18 protein-coding genes are annotated in these 22,299 nt (G+C 63.8%); 2 read left to right on the forward strand and 16 right to left on the reverse strand.

Annotated elements, in window-relative coordinates; all coding sequences use genetic code 11:
* Position 1 precedes the first annotated feature (1 nt).
* The 12 genes from BFP99_RS08025 to BFP99_RS08080 all read right to left on the reverse strand — a co-directional run bounded on the left by BFP99_RS08025 (position 2) and on the right by BFP99_RS08080 (position 15,930).
* Positions 2 to 1,105 (reverse strand): glycosyltransferase family 4 protein, encoded by a 1,104-nt coding sequence (locus BFP99_RS08025; protein WP_065926897.1) that lies wholly within the window; start codon positions 1,103 to 1,105, stop codon positions 2 to 4.
* Positions 1,096 to 2,313, reverse strand: a complete 1,218-nt coding sequence (locus BFP99_RS08030; RefSeq protein WP_065947047.1) for a glycosyltransferase family 4 protein — start codon at positions 2,311 to 2,313, stop codon at positions 1,096 to 1,098. The genes BFP99_RS08025 and BFP99_RS08030 overlap by 10 nt, the downstream gene beginning before the upstream one ends.
* 8 nt (positions 2,314 to 2,321) lie before the next feature.
* A complete protein-coding gene (locus tag BFP99_RS08035; protein WP_065947048.1) occupies positions 2,322 to 3,650 on the reverse strand; it encodes a GH39 family glycosyl hydrolase in 1,329 nt (442 codons plus the stop codon).
* Positions 3,640 to 4,830, reverse strand: a complete 1,191-nt coding sequence (locus tag BFP99_RS08040; protein ID WP_065947049.1) for a glycosyltransferase — start codon at positions 4,828 to 4,830, stop codon at positions 3,640 to 3,642. Before BFP99_RS08040 ends, BFP99_RS08035 begins: the two co-directional genes overlap by 11 nt.
* Positions 4,830 to 6,821, reverse strand: coding sequence for a GumC family protein (locus tag BFP99_RS08045; protein WP_065947050.1), 1,992 nt, complete (start codon positions 6,819 to 6,821; stop codon positions 4,830 to 4,832). Before BFP99_RS08045 ends, BFP99_RS08040 begins: the two co-directional genes overlap by 1 nt.
* A 14-nt stretch (positions 6,822 to 6,835) precedes the next feature.
* Entirely contained in the window at positions 6,836 to 7,612 is a 777-nt protein-coding gene (locus BFP99_RS08050) for a polysaccharide biosynthesis/export family protein (RefSeq protein ID WP_027603103.1), read from the reverse strand.
* Between the two features lie 29 nt (positions 7,613 to 7,641).
* Positions 7,642 to 8,553, reverse strand: a complete 912-nt coding sequence (locus BFP99_RS08055; RefSeq protein WP_065926903.1) for a glycosyltransferase family 2 protein — start codon at positions 8,551 to 8,553, stop codon at positions 7,642 to 7,644.
* A 1-nt stretch (position 8,554) separates the two neighbouring features.
* A complete protein-coding gene (locus tag BFP99_RS08060) occupies positions 8,555 to 10,015 on the reverse strand; it encodes a mannose-1-phosphate guanylyltransferase/mannose-6-phosphate isomerase (RefSeq protein ID WP_065947051.1) in 1,461 nt (486 codons plus the stop codon).
* Positions 10,015 to 11,454 (reverse strand): undecaprenyl-phosphate glucose phosphotransferase, encoded by a 1,440-nt coding sequence (locus tag BFP99_RS08065; RefSeq protein ID WP_065926905.1) that lies wholly within the window; start codon positions 11,452 to 11,454, stop codon positions 10,015 to 10,017. The genes BFP99_RS08060 and BFP99_RS08065 overlap by 1 nt, the downstream gene beginning before the upstream one ends.
* 430 nt (positions 11,455 to 11,884) lie before the next feature.
* Positions 11,885 to 14,371: a TonB-dependent siderophore receptor gene (locus BFP99_RS08070; RefSeq protein WP_065947052.1), complete on the reverse strand. Its 2,487-nt coding sequence runs from the start codon at positions 14,369 to 14,371 to the stop codon at positions 11,885 to 11,887.
* A 106-nt stretch (positions 14,372 to 14,477) separates the two neighbouring features.
* Complete coding sequence (locus BFP99_RS08075; RefSeq protein WP_065926907.1) at positions 14,478 to 15,428, reverse strand: FecR domain-containing protein; 951 nt, start codon at positions 15,426 to 15,428, stop codon at positions 14,478 to 14,480.
* Positions 15,415 to 15,930 (reverse strand): sigma-70 family RNA polymerase sigma factor, encoded by a 516-nt coding sequence (locus BFP99_RS08080; protein WP_053132260.1) that lies wholly within the window; start codon positions 15,928 to 15,930, stop codon positions 15,415 to 15,417. The genes BFP99_RS08075 and BFP99_RS08080 overlap by 14 nt, the downstream gene beginning before the upstream one ends.
* A gap of 160 nt (positions 15,931 to 16,090) precedes the next feature.
* Here BFP99_RS08080 and BFP99_RS08085 point away from each other — a divergent pair, with 160 nt between their 5' ends.
* Positions 16,091 to 16,720: a LysE family translocator gene (locus tag BFP99_RS08085; protein ID WP_065947081.1), complete on the forward strand. Its 630-nt coding sequence runs from the start codon at positions 16,091 to 16,093 to the stop codon at positions 16,718 to 16,720.
* 164 nt (positions 16,721 to 16,884) lie between these two features.
* On the opposite strand, the gene inhA is transcribed toward BFP99_RS08085, so the two are convergent.
* The gene (inhA, locus tag BFP99_RS08090) at positions 16,885 to 17,565 is read right to left on the reverse strand and encodes an isonitrile hydratase (protein WP_065947053.1); all 681 of its coding nucleotides are present in this window, start codon (positions 17,563 to 17,565) and stop codon (positions 16,885 to 16,887) included.
* 90 nt (positions 17,566 to 17,655) lie between these two features.
* Here inhA and BFP99_RS08095 point away from each other — a divergent pair, with 90 nt between their 5' ends.
* Complete coding sequence (locus BFP99_RS08095) at positions 17,656 to 18,624, forward strand: GlxA family transcriptional regulator (protein ID WP_065926909.1); 969 nt, start codon at positions 17,656 to 17,658, stop codon at positions 18,622 to 18,624.
* Here the strand turns inward: BFP99_RS08095 and BFP99_RS08100 are convergent.
* The 3 genes from BFP99_RS08100 to BFP99_RS08110 form a co-directional block, all read right to left on the reverse strand.
* The gene (locus BFP99_RS08100) at positions 18,621 to 19,520 is read right to left on the reverse strand and encodes an alpha/beta fold hydrolase (protein ID WP_065947054.1); all 900 of its coding nucleotides are present in this window, start codon (positions 19,518 to 19,520) and stop codon (positions 18,621 to 18,623) included. The genes BFP99_RS08095 and BFP99_RS08100 overlap by 4 nt on opposite strands.
* A gap of 75 nt (positions 19,521 to 19,595) precedes the next feature.
* Positions 19,596 to 21,422 carry a glycoside hydrolase family 15 protein gene (locus BFP99_RS08105; RefSeq protein ID WP_065926911.1) on the reverse strand — a complete coding sequence of 609 codons (1,827 nt, stop codon included), beginning with the start codon at positions 21,420 to 21,422 and terminating at the stop codon, positions 19,596 to 19,598.
* Positions 21,415 to 22,215, reverse strand: a complete 801-nt coding sequence (locus BFP99_RS08110; protein WP_065947055.1) for a glucose 1-dehydrogenase — start codon at positions 22,213 to 22,215, stop codon at positions 21,415 to 21,417. Before BFP99_RS08110 ends, BFP99_RS08105 begins: the two co-directional genes overlap by 8 nt.
* Positions 22,216 to 22,299: the final 84 nt, after the last annotated feature.

A 22,299-nucleotide genomic window follows, 5' to 3' on the forward strand; every position in this document is an offset into this window, starting at 1 on the left:
CTCACTGAAGTTCCTCGATCAGTTCGGTCAGGCGCTGGCGATAGGCATGATGGTTGAAACGTTGCGCCCACAGGCGCCGTTGCTCGGCGCAGTCTTCATCCGGCCGCGCGCCCAGGCTGAGCATCAATTGCACCAGCGCCGGGCCATCGATGGGCGAAAAGCGCGGGGCCGACGGCGGGGTGATTTCATCCAGCGAAGTGCCGCTCGCCACCGCCACCGGCGTACCGACGCTCAGGGCCTCGATCACCGGCAGGCCAAAGCCTTCGGCATAGGACGGCTGCCACAGGCGTGACGCCTGGCGGTAAAGCGCCTGCAACTCGGCGTCCGACACGCCGCTCAGCGCACGAATCCCCGGCAATGTGCGCTGGGCTTCGGGCAAGTGTTCCAAACTGCCCACCAGCACCAACTCCGGCACCGAAGGGGATTGGCGCCGCGCCTGCTGCCAGGCGTCCACCAAAAACGGCACGTTCTTGCGCAACTCGCGGGTGCCCACCAGCAGCCAGTAGTGCTCGGGCAATTGATGCCGGCTCATGTCCGCCACCAGCCCGGCAAAGCCATCGACCTGATTGGGCAGCACACGAATCTTGCCCACCGCCTTGGGAAACAGCCGCGCGGTTTCATCGGCGCTGTACTGCGACGGCGTCCACACGCGGTCGGCGCTGTGCACCGCGTAGGCAATCGACAGGCGATCGCTGGTCTTGTAGATCAGCGCCTTCAAGCGGTTGGCATGGTAGTTGTCCAGGGTGATCTGGAACAGGTCATGCAGCAGCACCACCGTGCGCAAGCCTTTCGGTTTGGGCGGCAAGGGCAGGCCCATATTGAAGGTGCTGATGTACAGGTCGATACGCTCCTCGCGCAAGGCGCGCGGCAGAAAACCGGCCTCAAAGCGCAGACGATTCTGCGGCTGGTGCATGGCGGTCTTGGCACAGCCCCACGCCGGGCAGTGGGCCTGCAGGCGCGTTTCATCGCCCAGTGGTGCCACGGTAAACCGTTCAAGCTCGATGCCCGGCAAGGTGTGCAGGGCGCTTTCCAGTGCATACACCTGGCGGCTGATGCCCGATTGCGGCGAGGTGCCGACGGTGCGGTAATCCAGGCCTATACGCATGCGGGCTCCCTCTGGCTCAGCGGCACGAGGGTGGCGTACACCTGCTCCAATTGGCTGGCGGCGACGCTCCAGTCATGGGCGCGGCGTACGTAGGCGCGGCCCGCCTCACCCATGGGCGCGGCGGCTTCAGGGCATTGCAGCAGGCGCACCACGGCATCGGCCAGGTCGTCGGCGCTTTGCCCGCCGAGGTAGTCCAGGCCTTCCACCAGGTCCAGCCCCGACACGCCTTGTTCGGTGCTGGCCAGCGGCAGGCCGGCGGCCAGGGCTTCGAGCACCTTGAGCTTGGAGCCGCCGCCGTGGCGCAACGGCGCCAGGAACACCGAACAGCTCGATTGCAGGTCGAGCAGGTTGGGCACGAAGCCTTGCCACTCGATACGCGGGTCTTTCCAGCGCTCGCGCCAGCTGCCGGGCATGCCGAAGCCGCACACGCTCATGCGCGCATCCGCACAGCGCGCCCAGACTTTGGGCAGGATTTCATCCAGGGCCCATTCGATGGCGTCCACGTTCGGCGCGTATTCATAGTTGCCGAGGAACAGCACGCGGCGTGTCGACGGGTCGGGATGGGCGGCGGCGAAGTGATCGCAGTCCACGCCATTGACCACCACCGGTACGGGTTTGCCGGCGATTTTTTCCAGGACGTGCGCATCGTTTTGAGTGACCGCCACCACCTGCGCGGCCTGGCGCATCACCCGGCGTTCCCAGCGGGCATAGCGCCATTGATCGTAGCGAATGAACGGCAGCGACCAACGCGGCAAACGGTCGTAGGTGGCCGCGCCCAGGGCCGACTCCACATTGTGTTCGGTCAGCACAAAGGGCTGTGATTTACGCGCCAGCGCATCTTCGTAAGGCTGGAAACTGTAGCTGTGCTCGATCTGCACCACGTCCCACTGCTCACCCAGCAACCAGTTGAAGGTGTCCTGCAACTCGCCCGCCAGCCCATTCACGCTGGCCAGCAGCGGGTAGGGTGCAAACAGCCCCGCCACCAGGGTCTTGAGGCTGCGCAACGGCCGGCGCGGCAGGATGATCAACTGTTCGACAAATGCTTCCAGCACCTGGCGGTCGGCAGGGGACACCGGATGCTTGTCATGCAGCAGCAAGGTGAGCCGATGCCCCCGCGCCGCCAGGCTGCGCAGCAGGTGGAACTGGCGGGTCTTGCCGCCGCTGGTGGCGGGCCAGGGCGAGTAGGGCAGGATCCATAAAATGCGCATGGCGGGCCTCACTCCCATAACAGAATTTGCAGGTTCGGCTTGACCATGACGGTCAGCCCGTGGGTGCCACTTACCGGGGTTTGCGTACCGTGCAGCGGGTCATACAGGGTGGCGCTGGCCAGGTTGGGCAGGTGTGCGTTGCCGCCCCCGGCCGCCCAGAAGAACCATAGCTTGCGCCCGTCGGCGCGGGTCCAGCCGATGCTGAACAGGCCGTCGGGCAACTGATCAGCGCTGGGCGGGTCGCCGGGGGTGAGCGTCGGACCGCTGACGTCGAGGAAATTTTTCAGCGCGGTGTAGACCGGCTTGGGGTTGGCGTCGATGTCGAGCAAACCGTAAGACTGATCACGCACACTGGCGCGCTGGTCCAGATCACTGAGGGTAAACAGGAAGATCCGGTCGTAATCCAGCGCACTCATCAGCGCCAGGCGGCGCACCACGTAATCGGCCTGGGCCTGTGGGGTGATGATGTCCTGGGCGTCTTTGGGACCTGTGTAGGTCGACCAGCCCCACTCGGTGCTCCACAGGGTCTGCACACCGCCGTTGCGCAGGGCCTGGTTGAGCGCGGTGGTCCTGGCGATAAAGTCCAGGTTGGCCGGGTCGTTGCCTTCGGGCAATTGGGTATAAGGGTGGTACGAGACGACGGTATTGAGGCTGGCCACGCCCAGGGCGCCGAGGGCATCGAACATGCTCTGGCCGTTGGGCATTTCGCTGAAGAATGCCATGCCGGCGGCCACCACCGGTTTGCTCGGGCTCATTGCGCGCAACGCGGCGGCGGTGGTGGTCAGCAGTGCGGCGTAGCCGGCCGGGTCGGCTGCCGGGCGCCAGAAGCCCAGCAGGTTCGGTTCGTTCCACACCTGCCAGGCGTCGACACTGGGGTATCGCTGTGCCAACAGCGCCATGCGGTTGGCGAACACGTTCGGGTCTTTCGGCGGGTACTGGTCCTGATACGGCGCACCCACCGGCGCAGTGGTGGCGAACGGCGCCGACCCGACCAGGTAGAACACCGACTTGAGCTGGTTGTCCTGCAGTTTGCCCACCAGCTGATCCAGCGTCGCAACCTGGTATTGCCCTGGGACCGGCTCCAGCTGGTCCCAATGCAAATCCAGGCGTACCCACTCCAGGCCCAGCGCCTTGAGACGGTCTATCTGCTTCTGATAGCGCTCAGGGGCGAACCACAGGAACTGCGCGTTCACCCCGAGGAAATCCTTCCACACCACGGTTTTGTTGCCCTTGAGCACATGGCTCTCGGCATCGGCCTGGCGCCCCCACAAAAACGCGGTCAGGCCCAAGGCGGCGACCACGACCAGGGTGGCGACGTACGTGCGTTTACGCGCCATGGCGGCTGCCCTCGATGGCTTGCTCAAACAGCGCCTTGAACTTCTGCGCGGTCAACGGCCACAAGCGTTCGCGGCCGATTTCGCCGGCGCGTTCGGCCCAGTCCCGGGCCAGCAGCGGCATGCGTGCCAGGCGCAGCAGTTGCTCGCTGAGGGCATCCACATCGCCTTCGGGGTAGATAGCGCCATTGCCGCTGGCGACTTCCTCGGCAAACGCACGAGCGTCAGACGTGATCGCCCCACGCCCGCAGGCGGCAGCCCAGGACAGCGCGCCACTGGTACCGCGCTGGCGCCCGAGCAGGCCGAGTTTTTTCGATTCGCGATAGGGCAGCACCATCACATGGTGGGCCTGGATGGTCTGGGCAATCTCTTCAGCCGGCAGGTTCAGCCGCCAGTCGATGGCATCCGCCAGGCCGAGTTCAGCGATCTGGCGGTTCAACTGCTCCAGGTAGTTGCCGCCTGCGCCAAACGCCATTTCGGCGGCGGTGCCACCGGCCAGGGTCAGGCGCACACGCTCACGCAATTCGGGGACCTGCTTGAACACGCCGGCCAGGGCCTCTAACAGGTCTTCGATGCCTTTACCCCGGTATATAAACCCGAAGTACAGCAGGTGCAGCGTATCCAGGGGCGGCAACGGCGCCGATGGAATCGCCAGGTTTGCATGGTTGATCACCGCGACTTTCCCCGTCGGCAGTTGCATGCGTTGGCCCAGGCACTCGGCGCCCAGGCGGGTGAGGGTGATCAAACGGGTCAACCCGGCGGCGACCTGGCGCTCTTCACGCAAGGTCAGCGGATCCGCCAGCACCACTGCCGCCTGTGGCATCGGGCTGGGCAAGCGCTCCAGCAGGTTCAACGGGAATGGCAACCGCTCACGCCGCCAGACGATGCGTTCCGGATCATGCACCGTGGCGGTCAAGGGCAGTGCCGGGTAGGCCTTGCGCAATTCGCGCAGGGCCAGGAACTCCCCCAGCCGTCCACCGCCCAGCTCGGCGTGGACCAGGTCCACGCTGTGCCAGTCGAACCCACCGATGGCCTGTTTGATTGCCTCGCTGTTGCCCGCCACCCCGGCCAACGGCGTCAGCACCGTCACCTCCAGTTGTTCCAGTGCCGTGCGGAAATGGTTCGCGTAGTCGGCGATGCCATTTTTCTCCGGTGGCAACGGGGCGAGCAGGGCGACGCGCATCAGAACGCCCCCCGGTACTTGGCGATGGTTTTCAGCACCTTGGCCGGCACTTCGAATTTGCGCCGGTTGATGATGATGCCGTCGACCTTGCCGAACGCGGTGTTGAGGATCGACAGCGCGTGCTCCACCACCGGCACCGTGCTCTTCTGCGCTTCCACCACCAGCCCGATCAGGTCTGCCCGACGCAGGTTGATAAACGCATCGCGGTTATCCAGCAGCGCCGAGGCGTCCAGCAGCACCACTTCACCTGGCGCCGCCGGTTCGGCGCCGCCCACACGCACGTTGATACTGTTTTCCTGCAGCAACTGACGCAGTTGTTCCACCACAAAGGTCACCCCTTCGCCGTGCCGTGCCGAGGTCAGCCCCAGGGTCAGGCCCTGCTCGGCGATGCGCTCCAACTGCAGCAACCCGTACAGCCGGTAGATGCTCGCATTGAATGCGTTGGTGCTTTGGGCGGTGCTGGTGTCCAGCTCGGGCAAGGTGGTCCACAGCGGGAGGCCGAACTTGCGTTCCGCCAGGCCGCCATCGTGGATGCGCTGGTCGAGCAGGTAGCACAGGTAGATCACCAGCAGGCCGACGACGAGGGCGAATGGGACCGCCAGCACCAGCATCACCAGGGTTTTTGGGAAGATACGGCCGGGGTTCAGGGTGGCCTCTTCGATCACCGCGATGTTGCTGATCTGGCTGTTATCCAGTTCGCGGTCAATGCGTGATTTTTCCAGGTTGTCCACATACAACGCGTAGTTGCGTTCGGCGGCGCCCAGCTCCCGGGCGAGGCGTGTCAGTTCCGGTTCGATCTCCAGGGCTTGCTTGCGCTGGGCTTCGAGGTTGGCCAGTTGTTTCTGTTGTTGTGTCAGTTGGGTACGCAGCGCGAGGTTGTTGCTCGACTCATCCAGCAGTACTCGCTGCAAGTGGATTTCCAGGGTATTGGGCGCGCGGTTTTCCGAGCTTTGCACGGTGTTGCTTTCACTCGCGACATGGGCCTGCATTGCGCGGATCGATGCATCCAGGGCTTTGACCGGCGGCGCGTTGTCCGTGTAGGTGCGCATCATGTCGGCCTTTTCCAGCAGCTTCTGGTTCAGCAGGCGGCGCAGGTCCTGCTGCTGGGGGTTCAGTGCGATCTGGCGCACCGTGGTGACTTCCTTGGGCTGGCTCTTGAGCTGGGTGCGGGTGCTCTGGATGGCGCTGTCGGAGGAGGCGATCAGGCGCGTGGTGTTGAACGTTTCGCCCCGCAGTACGTTGATGCGCTCGGACAAGTCTTCCAGGCGATCGGTGATGCTCGCCGCGCCGATCTGGTTCAGGTGCGTGAGGATCTGTTGCTTGTAGCTCTGGATCTCGGTGGCGCTGGTGGCGACCTGGCCTTCATAGAAGACGTACAGGCTCTTGCGCCCCAGGGCCTGGGTGCGTTCGTTGACATAGGTCTCGACCCAATCCTTGACCACCGCCTGGGCTATCTCCGGGTCGCCCCAGGTAAAAGTGATGTCCATCACCGTGGAACCGGCCGCGTGGCTTACCTCGAAGTTCTTTTCCAGGCCCGCCGCCAGGCGTTCCACCGGCGTGGTTTTTTCCACCACGCCGACAGTTTCCAGTACCACGCGGATGCCATCGAACACCGCGCCTATGCCACTCTTGACGTAGTACTTGGTGCGCTTCCAGAAGCCTTCCGGTGGCGGTGCGTTACTGATCACTTCCAGGTAGTGCTCGGCCACCGCTCGCACAATCGGGCGCCCGGTGAGCAGGCGCTCTTCGTCGACAATCGGGTCGCGCTGGGTGCTGGGCATCACCAGCGCCTGGCGATTGCTGATCTCGATGGGCAAGGTCGAATCACGCCCCGGCTTGACCAGCAGGCGCGCCGTGGATTCGTACTTGGCCGGCAGCAGGAAAGCCCCCAGCAGAATGATCACCAGCGCCGCAATGGCGGCCAGTTTGAACTCGTGGCGGAAGATGAAGAACAGGCGTAGCAGATCACGAAAAGAACGGATCTCGATCATGGGATGTCGCTCCTTTAATTGCTGCCGCCGCTGGTTCGCGTGTAGTTGTAGCCGACCCCGATGGACTTGGTGAACGGGATCAGTTGGTTCATGTAGGTGTCCACGCCCTGGATGCGCTCGCCGACGTTGGACTTGGGCACGAACACCACATCGCCGCGTTGCAGGCGCACCGGCTTGCGTCCGTTGGCGCCTGTCTTGAGGAGCTGGCTGAAGTCCAGGAAGTAAGCACGATAGGCGCCCTGGGCATCTTCGCGCAGCAGCGCGACCATGCTCGCGTTGCCCGCCGGGCTGACCCCGCCGGCGCCGACAATCGCCTGCTCCAGGGTGTTGGCCGTGGCGATCTGCACCGCCGTGGGGTTATTCACCGCACCGCCGACGATCACCGAGTTGCTCGGCGCCTGGTTGATGTTCACCGTCACCCGGGGTTCGCGGTAGGTCGCCGCGAGCTCGTGGGTCAACTGGGTGGCCAGCTCCGATGGCTGGCGCCCGGCAACCTGGATCGGCCCCAGGAACGGGTAGTTGATCTTGCCGTCGGTCTGCACCGTGTACAGCGTCAGCTCGTAGATGGTGCTGACGTTGAACGCCGACAGCGTCGGCATCTCGCCGGCATCGCGGACGATGCGCAACTGGTCGCCGATACGGATGCGTTCCACCGCCGGTGGCAGCTGGGCCAGTTGGTCGAGGGCGCGCTTGCCGTCCTCGACGGTCTTGCTGTCCGGTGGCTCGATACGCGCCGGGGTGTTGCAGGCGGCCAGGGCCAGCATGGCCAGGGCGAGCACGCTTCGCTTCATCAAGGGGGACTTCCTGTGGGTCATGCTGCTCACCTCCAATAACCGGGAAACATGCTGATGCGCCGCTTGAGGGCGAGCGGCAGGCGGCGTTCAAGATGGCCCAGGCGGTAACCGAGCAGTTTGAACACGCTGCGCACCAGCACCTCGGGCACGCGGTGCAAGGCGCCGGCTTTGCGCAGCGCCGCGAGTTCGGCCAGCACATAGCGTTTGCCCTCGCCACCCGCGTCGCCAAAGGCCTGCTTGATCCACGGCTCGCGGCCGTAGAACACGCCAATGTCGAAGTAGCGGTGAAACTCGTCCATGAGTTTGTAATCGTGGGAGTGATGCACCAGCGCGGTGGCGGCGTAGCGCACCTTGTAGCCGTCGAGCAGCATGCGTGCGGCCACAAAGGCGTCTTCGCTGCCGATCACGTCGGCAGGGAAGCCACCGACGGCCTGCAACACACTGCGCCGGTATACCGAAAACGAGTCGGAGCTGAAGCAGGTCTTGATCCCAAGCTCCGGTGCATCGGCCAGGCTTTTGCTGCGGCTGTGTTCCGGGTAGTTGAAGTGCCGCGATTGCGCGCCCAGCACGCCCGCATCGGGATGGGGCAATTGCCGCCCGTAGGCGACGCCGTTGAGCGGGTCCTGCTGCAATTCATCGAGCAGGTTGGCAAAGGTCTCGGGGGTGGCGGGGATGGCGTCCTGGGTCATCACGATCAGTGCGTCGCCACCCACCTGTTCGCTGGCCCAGCGGCGGGTGCCGCCGTGGTTGAAGTCACGGGCGTCGATCACCTCGACCCGCGCGCCGAACGCTCGAAAGCGCGCCACGGTGTCATCGCTGGAGGCGCTGTCCACCACCAGCATCTCGTCAGGTTGCAGGGTTTGCATCTTCAGCGCGGGCAGCAGGCGTGCCAGGTGGCTGGAGGCGTTACGGGTGGGGATGATCAATGAAGTGCGCATGTCATTTTTTCGCCTCGGCAGGCGCGCGGCCGTAGATGTCGTCGAAGCGCACGATGTCGTCTTCGCCCAGGTACTCGCCGCTCTGCACTTCGATCATCACCAGGTCGATGATGCCGGGGTTGGTCAGCCGGTGTTTGTGCCCGGCGGGAATGTAGGTGGACTCGTTGGCGTTGATCAGGAATTCGCGGTCGCCATTGGTGATCTGTGCCGCGCCGCTGACCACCACCCAGTGTTCGCTGCGGTGGTGGTGCATCTGCAACGACAGCGAGGCCAGGGGCTTGACCACGATGCGCTTGATCTTGAAGCGACTGCTTTCCTCCAGCACGGTGTAGGTGCCCCACGGCCGGGTCACCGTGCGGTGCAGGCTGTACGCCGGATGATTCTGGCGCTTGAGCTCGGCGACGATGTAGCGCACATCCTGGCTGCGGTGGGCGTCGGCGATCAGCAGCGCGTCGGGGGTGTCGACGATGATCAGGTCGCGCACCCCAACGGCGCCCAACACGCGCTTGGGCGAGTCGATGTAGCAGTTGTGCACGTCATGCAAAATCGCTTCGCCATTGACCTGGTTACCATGGGCATCGCTGGGGGTGAGCTGGCGCAGCGCTTCCCAGGACCCGATGTCGCTCCAGCCAATGTCACAGGGCACCACGGCCACTTGCCGGGACTTTTCCATCAAGGCCACGTCGATGGAAATATCCGGCGCACTGCCGAACGCATCCGCATCCAGTTCACGTTGACGCGAGGTTATGTTCTGCAGGCTCTGGCTGTGCTCCAGCGCGGCGCGTGCGGCCTCCAGCACGTCAGGTGCATGGGTGGCGAGCTCATCCACCAGGGTGCTGGCCTTGAAGCAGAACATGCCGGCGTTCCACAGGTGCTTGCCGCCGTCCAGATAGGCCTGGGCGGTGGCCAGGTCGGGTTTCTCGACGAAGCGTTTGACCCGGTAGCCCTGGCTCAGCGCCTCGCCTTGCTCGATATAGCCAAAACCGGTTTCCGCGTGGTCGGGCTGGATGCCGAACGTCACCAGGTAGCCGGCTTCGGCCAGGTCGCGGGCCTGGGTCACGGCCTCGGCGAACGCCACTTCATTGAGGATCAGGTGGTCGGCGGGCATCACGAGCAACTGTGCGTCGCCGCCGAAATGCTCCTGCACATGCAGGGCCGCCACGGCGATGGCCGCCGCCGTGTTGCGCCCGAACGGTTCCAGCAGCAGGTCCAGGGGCAGGCGGGCGTTGTTCACTCCGCGGTAGTCATCGAGGGTACGAAACAACAGGTCGCGGTTGGTCACCGTGAGCACGCTTTCCACGCCGGGCAGTTTGGCCGCGCGCAGGAAGGTTTTTTGCAGCAGGCTCTGACCATCGCGCATGCGCATGAAGGGCTTGGGCATGTTCTGCCGCGACACCGGCCACAGTCGAGTGCCCGAACCACCGGAAACGATGCAGGGAATTAATCCGTTGAGGGTCTTCATCAATAGACTTCCTTGGTGGAAAGGACGGCCGGGACCGTCATGAAAACGATGTACAGGTCAAACCACACCGACCACTTGGAGATGTACTCCAGGTCGTACTCGACACGTTTCTGGATCTTGAACAGGGTGTCGGTCTCACCCCGGTAACCGTTGATCTGCGCCCAGCCGGTGATCCCCGGTTTCACGCGGTGGCGCGAGCTGTACTCGCTCACCGCCACTTCGAAGGGTATGCCGGCGGCCTTGGTCGCCGTGGCATGGGGGCGCGGGCCGACCATGGACATGTTGCCCAGCAGCACGTTGAACAACTGCGGCAGCTCGTCGATGCTGGTCTTGCGGATGATGCGCCCCACCCGGGTAATGCGCGGGTCTGCGCGGGTGGTCTGGCGTTCGGCGGTGAAGTCGCTCTGGTCGGTGTACATCGAGCGGAACTTGAACACGCGGATTTCGTTGTCGTTGTAGCCAAAGCGGTTCTGGCGAAAAAGGATCGGCCCTTTGGAGTCGAGCTTGATCGCAATCGCCGTCGCCACCATCACAGGGGACAGCGCCACCAGGGCCAGGCTGGCCAGCAGCACGTCCTCCAGGCGCTTGATCACCGGCGACCAGCCACGCAACGGCAATTGCGAGGTGTTGAACATGAGGATCCCGCCCACGTCGGTGATGCGGCTATGGCCGTAGCGCAGCGCGGCCATGTCGGGCACCAGCATCACGTTCACCGACATCTGCCGCAGGCGGTTGACCAACCCATGGATGCGCTGCTCGGCGGCCCAGGGCAGGCAGATCATCACTTGGTTGACCTGCTCGGCGCGGATGAGTTTTTCCAGCTCACGGGTGTTGCCCAGCAGGGGCAGGTTGCTCAATTCCTTGGGGATCCGCTCGGTGCGATCGTCGATAAAGCCGATCAGGCCGGAGCGGATATCACCGTTGCGTTGCAGGTGGTCGGCGACGTGCATGGCGGTGTCGGTAAAGCCCAGGATCACCGTACGTTGCAGGTATTTGCCCTTGCGCATCAGGCTGCGGTACAGGCGCAGCATCAGCAGGCGCTCAAGGCAGAACAACCCGAGGCTGGCGAAGTACCAGGCCACCAGGTTACGCGGGGTCAATTGCGGGAAAAACTGCAGGATCTGGTACATGAACAACAGGATGCAAAACGCCGCCGACCATGCCTTCACCTTGGTTTTCAGGCGCAGTCGGTTGCTGAACAGTTCTTCGGAATAGATGCCCAGGGCCTGGAACAGAATGATCGTCAGGACCGCGAAAAATACCAGCAGGCCGAGGAAGTGCCCGCGCAGTTCAGGGTCCATCGGGTCGATGAACATCACCAGGATCAACGGGGGCAAAATGGCACTCAGGCCATGTATGAACTTGACGAAAACAACAAAGAACTCAACAAAACCGGCGCGCGTTAAAAACAGGCTGTCGACGGACGACTTCTCTCGCATAAAACATCCCTCATTGCACGCCAGAGCTATTGTTTGGATGTTTGTTCAATAAAGCAGCGAACTGCTTTAGAGGGCACTTCCAACTACGGCTACTCTGGGTAATACGCAACTATCAATTCAAATGCAGCTATCCATTTGAAGGGAATTTGCGGGGGTAGTGACTACAGGAGTGTTCCCTTAATCAACTTGTCAATGAATTGACGATGGTGCGGAGGTGGCAGGGCAGACAGGTTTATCAGTGTTTTGTTCGGCATTTTATTGACATTCCTTGTCCGGGTACGCGGTGATTGGGTGTGTTTTTGAGTGTAGAAACAAATGCAGGATTTTTCCTGCATAAAGGAAAAACCTTTTTTCAAAGGCGGTAGGAAGGGGGGGCAAAGAGGGGTTGGCAGGGCGCACGAAGTGCCCTGCCTGCGGGACTTTCGCCAGATCAGAAGTTGCCTTTCAAACTCACCGTAAAATTTCGCGGCTCGCCATAAAAGTTACCCCAGGAGGCTGTACCCACCGTGTTGTAGTAACTTTTGTCGAACAGATTGTTGCCGTTGAGTGCGACGGTCCAAGTGTCGTCGATACGGTACGCCACACGGGCACTCCAGGTTGCGTAACCGGCCTGTTCGAGCTTGATGGTCTGCACGCGGTAATTGCTGCTCTGGGCGTTGACGCCGGTGCCCACGCTCCATTTCGACAGGGCGCCGTCGAGCTGGTAGTCGCCCCACATGCGCAGCATGTGTCGAGGTACGTAGGTGTTGGACGTGCCGCCTTCCAGGGCGGTATCGATGTTCTTCAGGGACTTGGTCTGGGTGTAGGTGTAGCCGCCGGATACCTGCAGGCGCTCGAGGACTTCACCGCTGATTTCCGCCTCCACGCCCTGGGCGCGCACCTTGCCGCTGTCGGTGTAGCAATAGCCGTCGGCGGAGGTCGGGCACTGGGCGATGTAATCGGATTCGGCCGCGTTTTTCTCGACGGCGCGGAACAGCGCCAGGGAGCTGTTGAGGCGCCCGTCGAACCATTCGCCCTTGATACCCAGCTCGTAGTTGTCACCGATCTTCGGCTTGAGCGCGGCGCCATTGAGCGTGGCATAGGAACTTTGCGGCTGGAAGATATCCGCGTAGCTGGCGTACACCGACAGGTGCTCGTTGAGGTCGTAGATCAGTGCGGCAAACGGCGTCACTTCACCGGTTTCCCGGGTGCGGGCATCCTGCAAGGCCCACTCGCCCCAGGCCAGGTTGTTGGACTGGCGACGGTTCTCGTACCAGCTCACGCGGCTGCCTACGATAAACATCAACGGCTCGGCCAGGCGCAGGCGCAAGGTGGTGTAGGCGCCGTACTGGGTCGCGGTTTCCTTCACCGTGCCGCCGCGATACATGTTCGGCCAGAAAGTGCTGTTGGCCGGCTCCGGGAAATGGTGGTCGGGTTGGTAGATGCCCTGGCGCCTGGGCAGGTTCTGGATCGCGTACACATCGTCCTGGGTACCACGGCTGCCATTGGCACCGAGGATCAGTTCGTGTTCCAGCCCGAAGGCTTCGAACTTGCCGTCCACATAGGCGTCGAGACCGAAGTCCTTGTGGTCGTAGTCCATCAGCGCCGCATAGGAGTTGGCCGTAGGCGTCGGGTTGCCGTAGGCAATGGTGCCTTCGCTGGCGGCGTATTTGGTGTCTTGCAGGTTGCGGCTGTGCACGGCCGCAACCTTGAGTTTCCAGTCATCGTTGAAGGAGTGGGTGAGGTCGGCGAAGAAGGTGGTGCGCCGGCTTTGCCAGTCGTTCCAGGATTGGCCCAGGCAGGTGGAGCGGCTGAGGTGGGCGCTTTTGCCGTCGGCATAGCGCGGCAGGCCGCCCCAGCACGGTGTGGCGTCGACGTCTTCATGGCTGGCGCCGAAGCCCAGGGTGGTGTCGGCGCTGAGATCGACATCCAGGGCGCCATAGAAAGCCTGGTCCTGGCGCTTGGAAATATCCATGTAGGAACCGCGATTCTGTTGGCTGATCGCCGCGCGGCCGCGCACCGTACCGCTGTCATTCAGCGGGCCGCCGGTGTCGACGTCGGCGCGGTAGTTGTCCCAGGTGCCGGCGGACAGCGACAGGCTGGTGGTGGGCCTGGCCTGGGGCCGTTTGCGCACGAAGTTCACCGCGCCGCTGGCGGTGCCGGCGCCCTTGAGCATGCCGGCCGCGCCCTTGAGCACTTCGACGCGGTCGTAGATCGCCATGTTCGCGCTGAAGCTGTCGGCCTGCACGTAGTCCTTGCCCATGTCCAGGGGCACGCCATCGTACTGGTACTGGCCGAGCATCTTGAAACCACGGGAATAAAAATATTTGCCGCCCATGGGCGATTCGTAGGTGGTGATCCCGGGCGTGCGTTCCATCACGTCATCGATGGTGGTGAGGTTCTGGTCATCCATCAATTGGCGGGTCATCACACTCACCGATTGCGGCGTTTCCCGCAGGCTGTGTTCGCCCTTGCCGATCGTCACCGCGCCCGTGGTGTAGGCCCCGGTGCCATCGGTGGTGGCGCCCAACCGCTCACCAGTGACTGTGGTGGCGCCCAGGTTCAGCGCGCCGCTGTCGGCCACTTGCGGCAACAGCAGCCAGGTACTGTTGCCCTGGCGCTGGGCGTGCAGGCCCTGGCCACGCAGCAACCGGTCGAGCGCCTGCTCGCGGTCCAGGCGACCACTCAGGCCCGGGCTGGTCTTGCCGGCGACGCTGGTGGCGTCGTACGACAGGCTGATGCCGGCCTGACGGGCGAACTGGTCCAGTGCCGTGGCCAGGGAACCGGCTGCAATGTTCCAGTCGCGGGCCTGGGTGTCGCTGGCCGGCGTTTCGGCCCATGCGAACGGCGGCGCGGCTGCGCAGCTCAGGCAGGCGCCGAGCAAGGCGGCGTGCACCGCGTGCTTGAGGGGGGAACGTGGGGAGGGGAACGCTTGCATGACCGCGGGATGCTCCTGAAGGAAGTGAACAGAACCGGCCTGTTGATCGGCCTTTCCTTACAGGTCGAGCGGCAATGAGAATTCACCTCATTTATTTTCGAGAATGTTAAACGCGGGCGGTGACGGTCACCCAGTAGCGGCTGCGGTAAGTGACATCGAGCTTGAGTGAGTGCGCTACCAGGCCCAGCACTTGATCGGTGTCGTCCAACTGATAAGTGCCCGACACCCGCAACCCGGCCACCGCTTCGCTGCAGCGCAGCAGGCCGTTGCGGTAGCGGCCCAGTTCGGCGAGGAAAGCATCCAGGCGCATGTCCCGGGCGCTGATCACGCCTTCGCTCCAGGCCCAAGGGTCCAGGCCATTGGCGACCAGAGAACGAATGCCACTGCGGTCGAACAGCACCTGTTCGCCGGGGTTGATCACTTGGCGCGCGCCGGCGGCGTGGTTGTCGGCAAACACCGCCACCGTGCCCTGCTGCACGGCGAGCATGGTGCCTTGGGCGTCTTCGCGCACCAGGAAGCGCGTGCCGAGGGCGCGCAGGTAACCGTCACGGGTCTGTACCCAGAAGGGCCGCGTGTCGGCACCGGTATTGACCAGTATTTCACCCTGGCGCAACTGCACCAGGCGCCGCTCCTGAGTCAATACCGCGTCGAATGCGCTGGCGCTGTTCAGTTGGATGCGGCTGCCGTCGTTCAACGCCACCCAACGCCGTTCGCCGGTGGCAGTGCGGTAGTCGGCCATCAAGGCGGGCAGCGGGGTGTAGTCGCGGCCGAACCAGGTCAGGCCGGCCGTACCGGCCACCAGGCCGAGCAGCTTCAACCCTTCACGGCGGCTGATACGTCGACGCGCCCCGTGCAGGGCGTGGCGGCCGACCTGCGCGGGCAGGTGGCTGAACTCATCATTCATCGTCGCCACCCGTTGCCAGACCTGCTGGTGTTCGGCGCTGGTGTGCAGCCAGCGCTCGAACGCAGCGGTGCTCGCGTCGTCGGCGACGTTGAAGCGCAGCTTGATCATCCACTGGATGGCCTGGTCGACCAGGCGCGGGTCAGAGGTCGGCATAGCGCAACCGATAGCAGGCGTGCAGCGCCTTGGACAGGTCACGCTCCACCGTAGCCTTGGACACCCCGAGGCGCAGGGCGATCTGCGCACAGGTCAGGCCGTCCAGTTGCGCCAACAGGAATGCTTCACGCACCCGCGGCTTGAGCTGGTCGAGCAGGCGGTCGATGCGTTCCAGACTGTCGAGAATCAGCAGGCGGGTTTCTTCCGACGGCACGTCGGCCTGGGGGAAATGCGCAAGGCTTTCGAGGTAGGCGCGCTCCAGTTCGCGGCGCCGGTACTGGTCGATCATCAAGCTGCGGGCGATGCTGCTCAGGTACGCGCGCGGCTGCAGTACGGCCTGCTGTTTGCGTGCGTTGAGCAGGCGCACAAAGGTTTCCTGCGCCAGGTCGGCGGCACGTTCACGGCAACCGGTGCGCCGGCTCAACCAGCCGCGCAGCCAGGAGTGATGGGTGTGGTAGAGCTGGCCGATAGCGGCATGGTCCAGTGGGTGATCGCTCGACATGGGCATCCTGGCGCAGCAGTCTTAATTGATAATGTTTCGCATTCTAGACGCTGGTCGTGGCCATTCGCAATTGCCGATGAACAATGTATCCAGCACAATTTTTTGTTCGCCCCAGGCCCACGCACTAATCTGCAGGCTTTTCCCGGTGGACGGCTTGAGCATGATCGACTTTGCGACCCTGGCAGTTTTTTCAGGTGCTGTGCTGTTGTTGCTGTTATCCCCGGGGCCGAACATGGCCTTTGTGATCAGCCATGGCGTCACCCACGGCTGGCGCGGGGGAGTGGCCTCGGCCCTGGGCATCGGTGTCGCCGACATACTGCTGAGCGCATTGACCGCCAGCGGGGTAACGGCGTTGGTCGCCAGTTGGCCGCCATCCTTTGACGTGATCCGCTGTGCGGGTGTGGTCTACCTGCTGTGGCTGGTGTTCAAGACGCTGCAGAAAAAACCTGGGCCAGATACTGCCCACCTGCACCGTGTGCCCCTTGGCCGGGTGTTTCTACAGGCGATGCTCAACAGCCTGCTCAACCCCAAGGCGTTGCTGTTTTTTGTGGTGTTTTTGCCGCAGTTCGTACGGCCGCAGGCCGGCTCCATCGCCGTGCAGTTGATGCTGTTGGGGGGCGTGCTGACTTTGATCGCTGGGGTGTTTCACCTGCTGCTGGGCATATTCGGCGGGGTGCTGAGCCGCTTCCTCGCCAGGCGCCCAAGAGCCGCCTGGCTACAGAAATGGGGCTTGGCGACGGTGCTGAGCGTGTTGGCGGTGCGCCTGGCGGTGATGTCGCGCCCAGCCTGACCCCATGAGGTGAAGGGATTGTGCGGCGAGCAAGCGGTCTGTGGCCAAACGAGCTTGTTGTGGTGAGCGAGCTTGCTCGCGCCGGGGCTGCGCAGCAGCCCCTCCAAAGCTTGGGGCCGCTTCGCGCCCCAGCGCGAGCAAGCTCGCTCACCACAGGTACCGGCTCAGCCCAGCCGTGCTGCTGCGCGCGCGACGATTTCACCGCGCACCCTGCGCGATTCGGCGGTGCGTTTGTTGGCTTCTTCCCGCACATGCGCAGGCGCTGTATCCGGGCGACCCGAATCGAACGGCGGTGCTGGCGCGTATTCAATCTGCAACTGCACCAGTTGCGCCGCCGCTTCGCTGTACAACTCCGCCGCCAGCACCAGGGCAAAGTCGATACCGGCGGTAATGCCACCCCCGGTGAACAGGTTGCCGTCACGCACCACGCGCTCCTGTACCGGGATGGCGCCGAGGGGGGCGAGCATGTCGTGGTAGGCCCAGTGCGTCGTCGCCTTGCGCCCGCGCAGCAACCCCGCCGCGCCGAGCACCAGCGAGCCGGTGCACACCGAGGTCACGTAGCGCGCGGTCTGCGCCTGGGCCTTGAGGAAGTCCAGGGTCTGCGGGTCTTCCATCAATGGGCCCACGCCGGAACCACCGGGCACGCAGATCACATCCAGCGTCGGGCAGTCGGCATAGGTCATGGTCGGCGTGAACACCAGGCCCGTGCTGGAGGTGACCGGCGCCAGGTCCTTCCATATCAGGTGCAGTTTCACGTCCGGCAGCGAACCCAATACGTCGTAGGGGCCGGTCAGGTCCAGTTGCTGAATGCCGGGGAACAACAGAAAGCCGATCTGCAAGGTCATGAATGAAGCTCCGAGAAAGGGGTAGACGACCTCACTCTAGCGGCCTAGGCTTTGGCGAATACGCCATTGAACCCACGAATCACGCCAACCATGCCCAGAATTGTTCACGTACTCGCTTTCGAGAATGCCCAGGTGCTCGACGTCACCGGGCCGCTGCAGGTGTTTGCATCGGCCAATGACCTGGCGCGCCAGCGTGGCGTGCCGTTGCCTTATGCGGTCACGGTGATCGCCGACCAGGCCGGACCGGTGATGACCTCCGCCGGCCTGGCGCTGGTGGCCGAGCCGTTGCCTGCGGTCGACCAGCCCTGCGACACCCTGGTGATCGCGGGTGGCTGGGGCGTGTACGGCGCCGCTGAAAAGCCTGCGCTGGTGGATTGGGTGCGCGAAAAAGCCCGGCACACTCGGCGCATGGCGTCGGTGTGTACCGGTGCGTTTTTGCTGGCGGCCAGTGGCTTGCTCGATGGTTGTCGCGTCGCCACCCACTGGACCCGTTGCGAAGAACTGGCGCGCAAGTTTCCGGCGTTGACCGTGGAGCCCAACCCGATCTTTATCCAGCAGGGCGCGGTGTGGACCTCCGCCGGTGTCACCGCCGGTATCGACCTGTGCCTGGCTCTGGTGGAAGAAGACCTGGGCCGCGCCGTGGCCCTGGAAGTGGCGCGGCACCTGGTGGTGTTCCTGAAGCGCCCCGGCGGCCAGTCGCAATTCAGCGTGACCCTGTCCCTGCAAAAGGGCGGCAGCCGTTTCACCGAGCTGCATGCCTGGATAGCCGAGCATCTGACCCTCGACCTGAGTATCCCGACCCTGGCCGCCCAGGCCGGCATGAGCGAGCGCAGCTTCGTGCGCCACTACCGCGCTGAAACCGGCCAGACGCCCGCGCGCGCCGTCGAACTGATCCGCGTCGAAAGCGCCCGTCGGCAACTGGCGGACAGCACGGCGTCGATCAAGCGCATCGCCGTGCAGTGTGGTTTCGGCTGCGAAGAAACCTTGCGCCGCAGCTTTATGCGGGCCTTGTCGGTGACGCCCCAGGCCTACCGCGAGCGGTTCTCGCCGGTGGCCTAGGCGAGCAATTCAAACAGGGCGTCGAGGGTGGCCCGCGGTGCTTCCTGGGGAATATTGTGGCCCACGCCCGGCAATACCTGGCGTCGGTAAAAAGCGCTGAAATGCTCCACGTCGTCATCCTCTTGCGATGGCGGGCCCACGCCGTCGTCGGCACCGCACAGCGAAATGCTCGGCACCGCAATCGCCGGTTGCCGCGCCAGGGCCTGCTCGATGGCTTCCAGCGCCGGATCGCCAGGCGCATACATGAAGCGGTGGCGATAGGAATGAATCACCACCTCGACAAAGTCCGGGTTGTCGAATGACGGCGCCGTCTGCCCATACAGCCCTGGCCCGTCGGCCCAGGACGGCGACCACAGCGACCACAGCAACTCACAGAGTTCGCGGCGATTGGCCGTCAGCCCGTCCACACCGCGCTGGGTGTGAAAGTAGAACTGGTACCACAACCGATGTTCCGTCACCGGCGCCCGTGGCTGGCGCGACCTGGCAATGTCCTGGATGTTATAGCCATCGCCCGTTACCAGCCCGCGTACCCGTTCCGGCCACAGGGCCGCGACGATACACGCGGCACGCCCGCCCCAGTCATACCCGGCCAGGGTGGCGCGCGGGATCGACAGCGCATCCATGAAATCCAGCAGATCCTTGCCCAGCGCCGCCTGTTGGCCGGAGCGCATCACCTGCGCGTTGATAAACCGCGTAGGGCCATAACCGCGCAGGTACGGCACCAGCACCCGGTAGCCGCGTTCGGCCAGCACCGGCGCAATCTCGTCATAGCCGCGAGGGTCATAAGGGAAACCATGCAGCAGGATCACAGGCTCGCCGTCAATGGGACCGTGGGTTTCATACGCCACATCGAGCATGGAGGTGCGCACGTAGAGGAGTGGGGCGGTGATGGTCATGGTGGACTCCTGTCAGGTGTTGAAACTCTAGTCGAAAGACATGACGGGATGCCCTGCCTGTAAAGGCAGGGCGCCTCAGGGCTGCCAGGTCGTCTTCTCGCCACTGAGCTTGCGGTCCAGGAACGTCGCCGCGCTGATCAACGCCAGATGGCTCAACGCCTGGGGCGTATTGCCCAGGTGGCGGGCCTGGCTGTCGAACTCTTCGGCATACAGGCCCAGCGGGTTGGCGTAGCGCAGCAGTTGTTCGAATTCCAGGTGGGCCTTCTCCACTTGCCCGGCGCGGGCCAGGCATTCGACGTACCAGAACGAGCAGGCGGCGAATGCGCCTTCGGTGCCTTGCAAGCCGTCGATCGCGTTGTCGTCGTTGCGGTAGCGGTAGACCATCCCGTCGCGCACCAGGCTTTTCTGGATCGCCTGCAACGTGCTCAGCCAGCGCGGGTCGGTGGCGGCGACAAAACGCACCAGCGGCATCAGCAGCATCGAACCGTCCAGTGCGGTGCTGCCGATGTGCTGCACAAAATGCCCGCGTTCTTCGTTCCAGAAGTTGCTCCAGATATCGGCATAGATCGCCTGGCGGGTCTGGTCCCAACGTGCAAACGGCGCCGGCAACGAGCGCTTGGAGGCCAGGCGGATCGCACGGTCCAGGGCCACCCAGCACATCAGCCGCGAATGCAGGAAGTGATGCTGCTCGCCGCGCATTTCCCAGATGCCCACGTCTTTGCGGTTCCAGATTTCACACACCTGGTCAGCGACTTCCACCGTGTGTTTCCAGCCCTCGTGGGAGATGGCTTCGCCGTACTTGTTGACCAGGTACACCGCGTCCATCAACTCGCCATAAATATCCAGCTGGACCTGGTCGACCGCGCCATTGCCGATGCGCACCGGCTTGGCGCCGCCGTGGCCGCTGAGGTGCTCCAGCGTGGTTTCGGGCAGCTCCTGGCGGCCGTCGATGCCGTACAGGATATTGATCTTGGTCGGCTGGCCACAGCAGTCGCTGACCCGGCCCTTGAGCCAGCGCATATAGGCGTTGGCCTCGTCGACAAAGCCCAGGCGCATAAAGGCGTAGACGGTAAACGAGGCGTCGCGGATCCAGGTGTAGCGGTAGTCCCAGTTGCGTTCGCCCGCAGGCGTTTCCGGCAAGCCGAAGGTGGCGGCGGCGATGATTGCGCCGTGTTTGCGCGAGGTCAGCAGCTTGAGGGCCAGGGCCGAGCGGTTGACCATTTCGCGCCAGCGCCCGCGGTAGTTCGACTGCGCGATCCAGCCGCGCCAGAACTTCAAGGTGTGGGCCAGGGCCAGGTCGGTGCAGACACTCGCCACACGCTCATCGTCCTGGCCGCCGAGTACGAACTCGGCGCCTTCTTCCTGATCCAGGGTGAAGCGGGCCACGGCGGCGTTATCTTCGATCTGCAACGGATGGCTGCCGCACAGGCGCATGCCCGGCTGGCCATCGGCGTTGAAACAGATGCTGGCGTTATCCAGGCTCGCCTCGGTGGTGGCGCGCGCGTAGTCATGGCGCACGGCGCAGCGCAGATGGAGGGTGGCCGTGCCGCTGACCACGCGTACGCGGCGAATCAGCAGGGGCAAGTCGTCGATTTCTTCGCTGATGACCAGCAGGTCGGTGATTTCCACCACGGCTTCATCGCTGAGCCAACGGGTTTGCAGCACATTGGTGTCGGGCAGGTAGATCTGTTCGCGGCGGGCGTTGGGCAGGTCCGGGGTGAGTTGGAACGTGCCGGCATCGGGGGTGTCCAGCAGTGAGCAGAAGATCGACGGGCTGTCGAACTCCGGCCAGCAGAAGAAATCGATGCTGCCTTTATCGTTCACCAGCGCCGCGCTGCGCATATCGCCGATGATGCCGTGGGCATCGATGGCGCTTTGTGGTTCGTTTTTCAAATCAACCATTGTCACGAAACTCCGGGTAAAGGCTCATGCCGCCATCAATGAAGAGGGTGCTGCCGACCACGTAATCCGAGGCGTCACTGGCCAGCCATACCACGGCGTTGGCCACGTCCTCCACATCGCCGACCCGGCCATAGGGGATCAACTTGAGCAGCTCCTGTTCCGCCGCGCCTTCGGTGGCGGCACGGTTGATCGCCGTACGAATCGCCCCCGGCGCAATGCCGTTGATACGGATGCGCTGTTCACTGACCTCCTGGGCGAGGGTGCGCATCAGCATCTCAACGCCGCCCTTGGACGCCGCGTAATTCACATGCCCGGCCCAGGGGATCAACTGGTGCACCGAGCTCATGTGGATGATTTTGCCGGCGGCGCGGGATACGCCTTCACGGATGCCCTGGCGCTTGAAGAGGCGTACCGCCGCCCGGGCACAGAGGAACTGGCCGGTGAGGTTGACGCCGATCACGGCGTTCCAGTCGTCGAGGGTCATGTCGACCACGGCGGCGTCCTTCTGCATGCCGGAGTTGGCCACCAGGATGTCCAGATGGCCGAACGCGTCGAGGGTCTTTGCGAACAGGCGTTCCACATCGGCTTCTTTCGACACGTCGGCGCCGATGGCAATCGCCCGGCCGCCCTCGGCGTTGATCTGCTCTGCCAACGCCTCGGCGGGCGCGGCCTGGCTGTTGTAATTGAGCACCACCGCAGCGCCGGCTTGCGCCAGGGCCCTGACCGCACCGGCGCCGATACCGGAACTGGCGCCCGTTACCAGCGCCACTTGTTGCTCCAACGAGATATGCATTGCCCACCCGACCTTGAATTCGTGAGTTCAAGTAGCTGACTGACGGCGCATAACGGAAGTTCAGCCGTGTGAAATTAGCGACTA

Origin of the sequence: Pseudomonas sp. 1 R 17 (assembly GCF_900067035.1) — a bacterium.
Lineage (GTDB): Bacteria > Pseudomonadota > Gammaproteobacteria > Pseudomonadales > Pseudomonadaceae > Aquipseudomonas > Aquipseudomonas marginalis.

Bases quoted from the DNA above. Each gene is read 5' to 3' on its own strand.
- BFP99_RS08100 (WP_065947054.1), bottom strand. From the start codon at position 19,520: ATGACCATCACCGCCCCACTCCTCTACGTGCGCACCTCCATGCTCGAT.
- BFP99_RS08040 (WP_065947049.1), bottom strand. From the start codon at position 4,830: ATGCGCGTCGCCCTGCTCGCCCCGTTGCCACCGGAGAAAAATGGCATC.
- BFP99_RS08080 (WP_053132260.1), bottom strand. From the start codon at position 15,930: ATGTCGAGCGATCACCCACTGGACCATGCCGCTATCGGCCAGCTCTAC.
- BFP99_RS08045 (WP_065947050.1), bottom strand. From the start codon at position 6,821: ATGATCGAGATCCGTTCTTTTCGTGATCTGCTACGCCTGTTCTTCATC.
- BFP99_RS08030 (WP_065947047.1), bottom strand. From the start codon at position 2,313: ATGCGCATTTTATGGATCCTGCCCTACTCGCCCTGGCCCGCCACCAGC.
- BFP99_RS08110 (WP_065947055.1), bottom strand. From the start codon at position 22,215: ATGCATATCTCGTTGGAGCAACAAGTGGCGCTGGTAACGGGCGCCAGT.
- BFP99_RS08060 (WP_065947051.1), bottom strand. From the start codon at position 10,015: ATGAAGACCCTCAACGGATTAATTCCCTGCATCGTTTCCGGTGGTTCG.
- BFP99_RS08105 (WP_065926911.1), bottom strand. From the start codon at position 21,422: ATGGTTGATTTGAAAAACGAACCACAAAGCGCCATCGATGCCCACGGC.
- BFP99_RS08050 (WP_027603103.1), bottom strand. From the start codon at position 7,612: ATGAAGCGAAGCGTGCTCGCCCTGGCCATGCTGGCCCTGGCCGCCTGC.
- BFP99_RS08095 (WP_065926909.1), top strand. From the start codon at position 17,656: ATGCCCAGAATTGTTCACGTACTCGCTTTCGAGAATGCCCAGGTGCTC.
- inhA (WP_065947053.1), bottom strand. From the start codon at position 17,565: ATGACCTTGCAGATCGGCTTTCTGTTGTTCCCCGGCATTCAGCAACTG.
- BFP99_RS08035 (WP_065947048.1), bottom strand. From the start codon at position 3,650: ATGGCGCGTAAACGCACGTACGTCGCCACCCTGGTCGTGGTCGCCGCC.
- BFP99_RS08055 (WP_065926903.1), bottom strand. From the start codon at position 8,553: ATGCGCACTTCATTGATCATCCCCACCCGTAACGCCTCCAGCCACCTG.
- BFP99_RS08085 (WP_065947081.1), top strand. From the start codon at position 16,091: ATGATCGACTTTGCGACCCTGGCAGTTTTTTCAGGTGCTGTGCTGTTG.
- BFP99_RS08070 (WP_065947052.1), bottom strand. From the start codon at position 14,371: ATGCAAGCGTTCCCCTCCCCACGTTCCCCCCTCAAGCACGCGGTGCAC.
- BFP99_RS08025 (WP_065926897.1), bottom strand. From the start codon at position 1,105: ATGCGTATAGGCCTGGATTACCGCACCGTCGGCACCTCGCCGCAATCG.
- BFP99_RS08065 (WP_065926905.1), bottom strand. From the start codon at position 11,454: ATGCGAGAGAAGTCGTCCGTCGACAGCCTGTTTTTAACGCGCGCCGGT.
- BFP99_RS08075 (WP_065926907.1), bottom strand. From the start codon at position 15,428: ATGCCGACCTCTGACCCGCGCCTGGTCGACCAGGCCATCCAGTGGATG.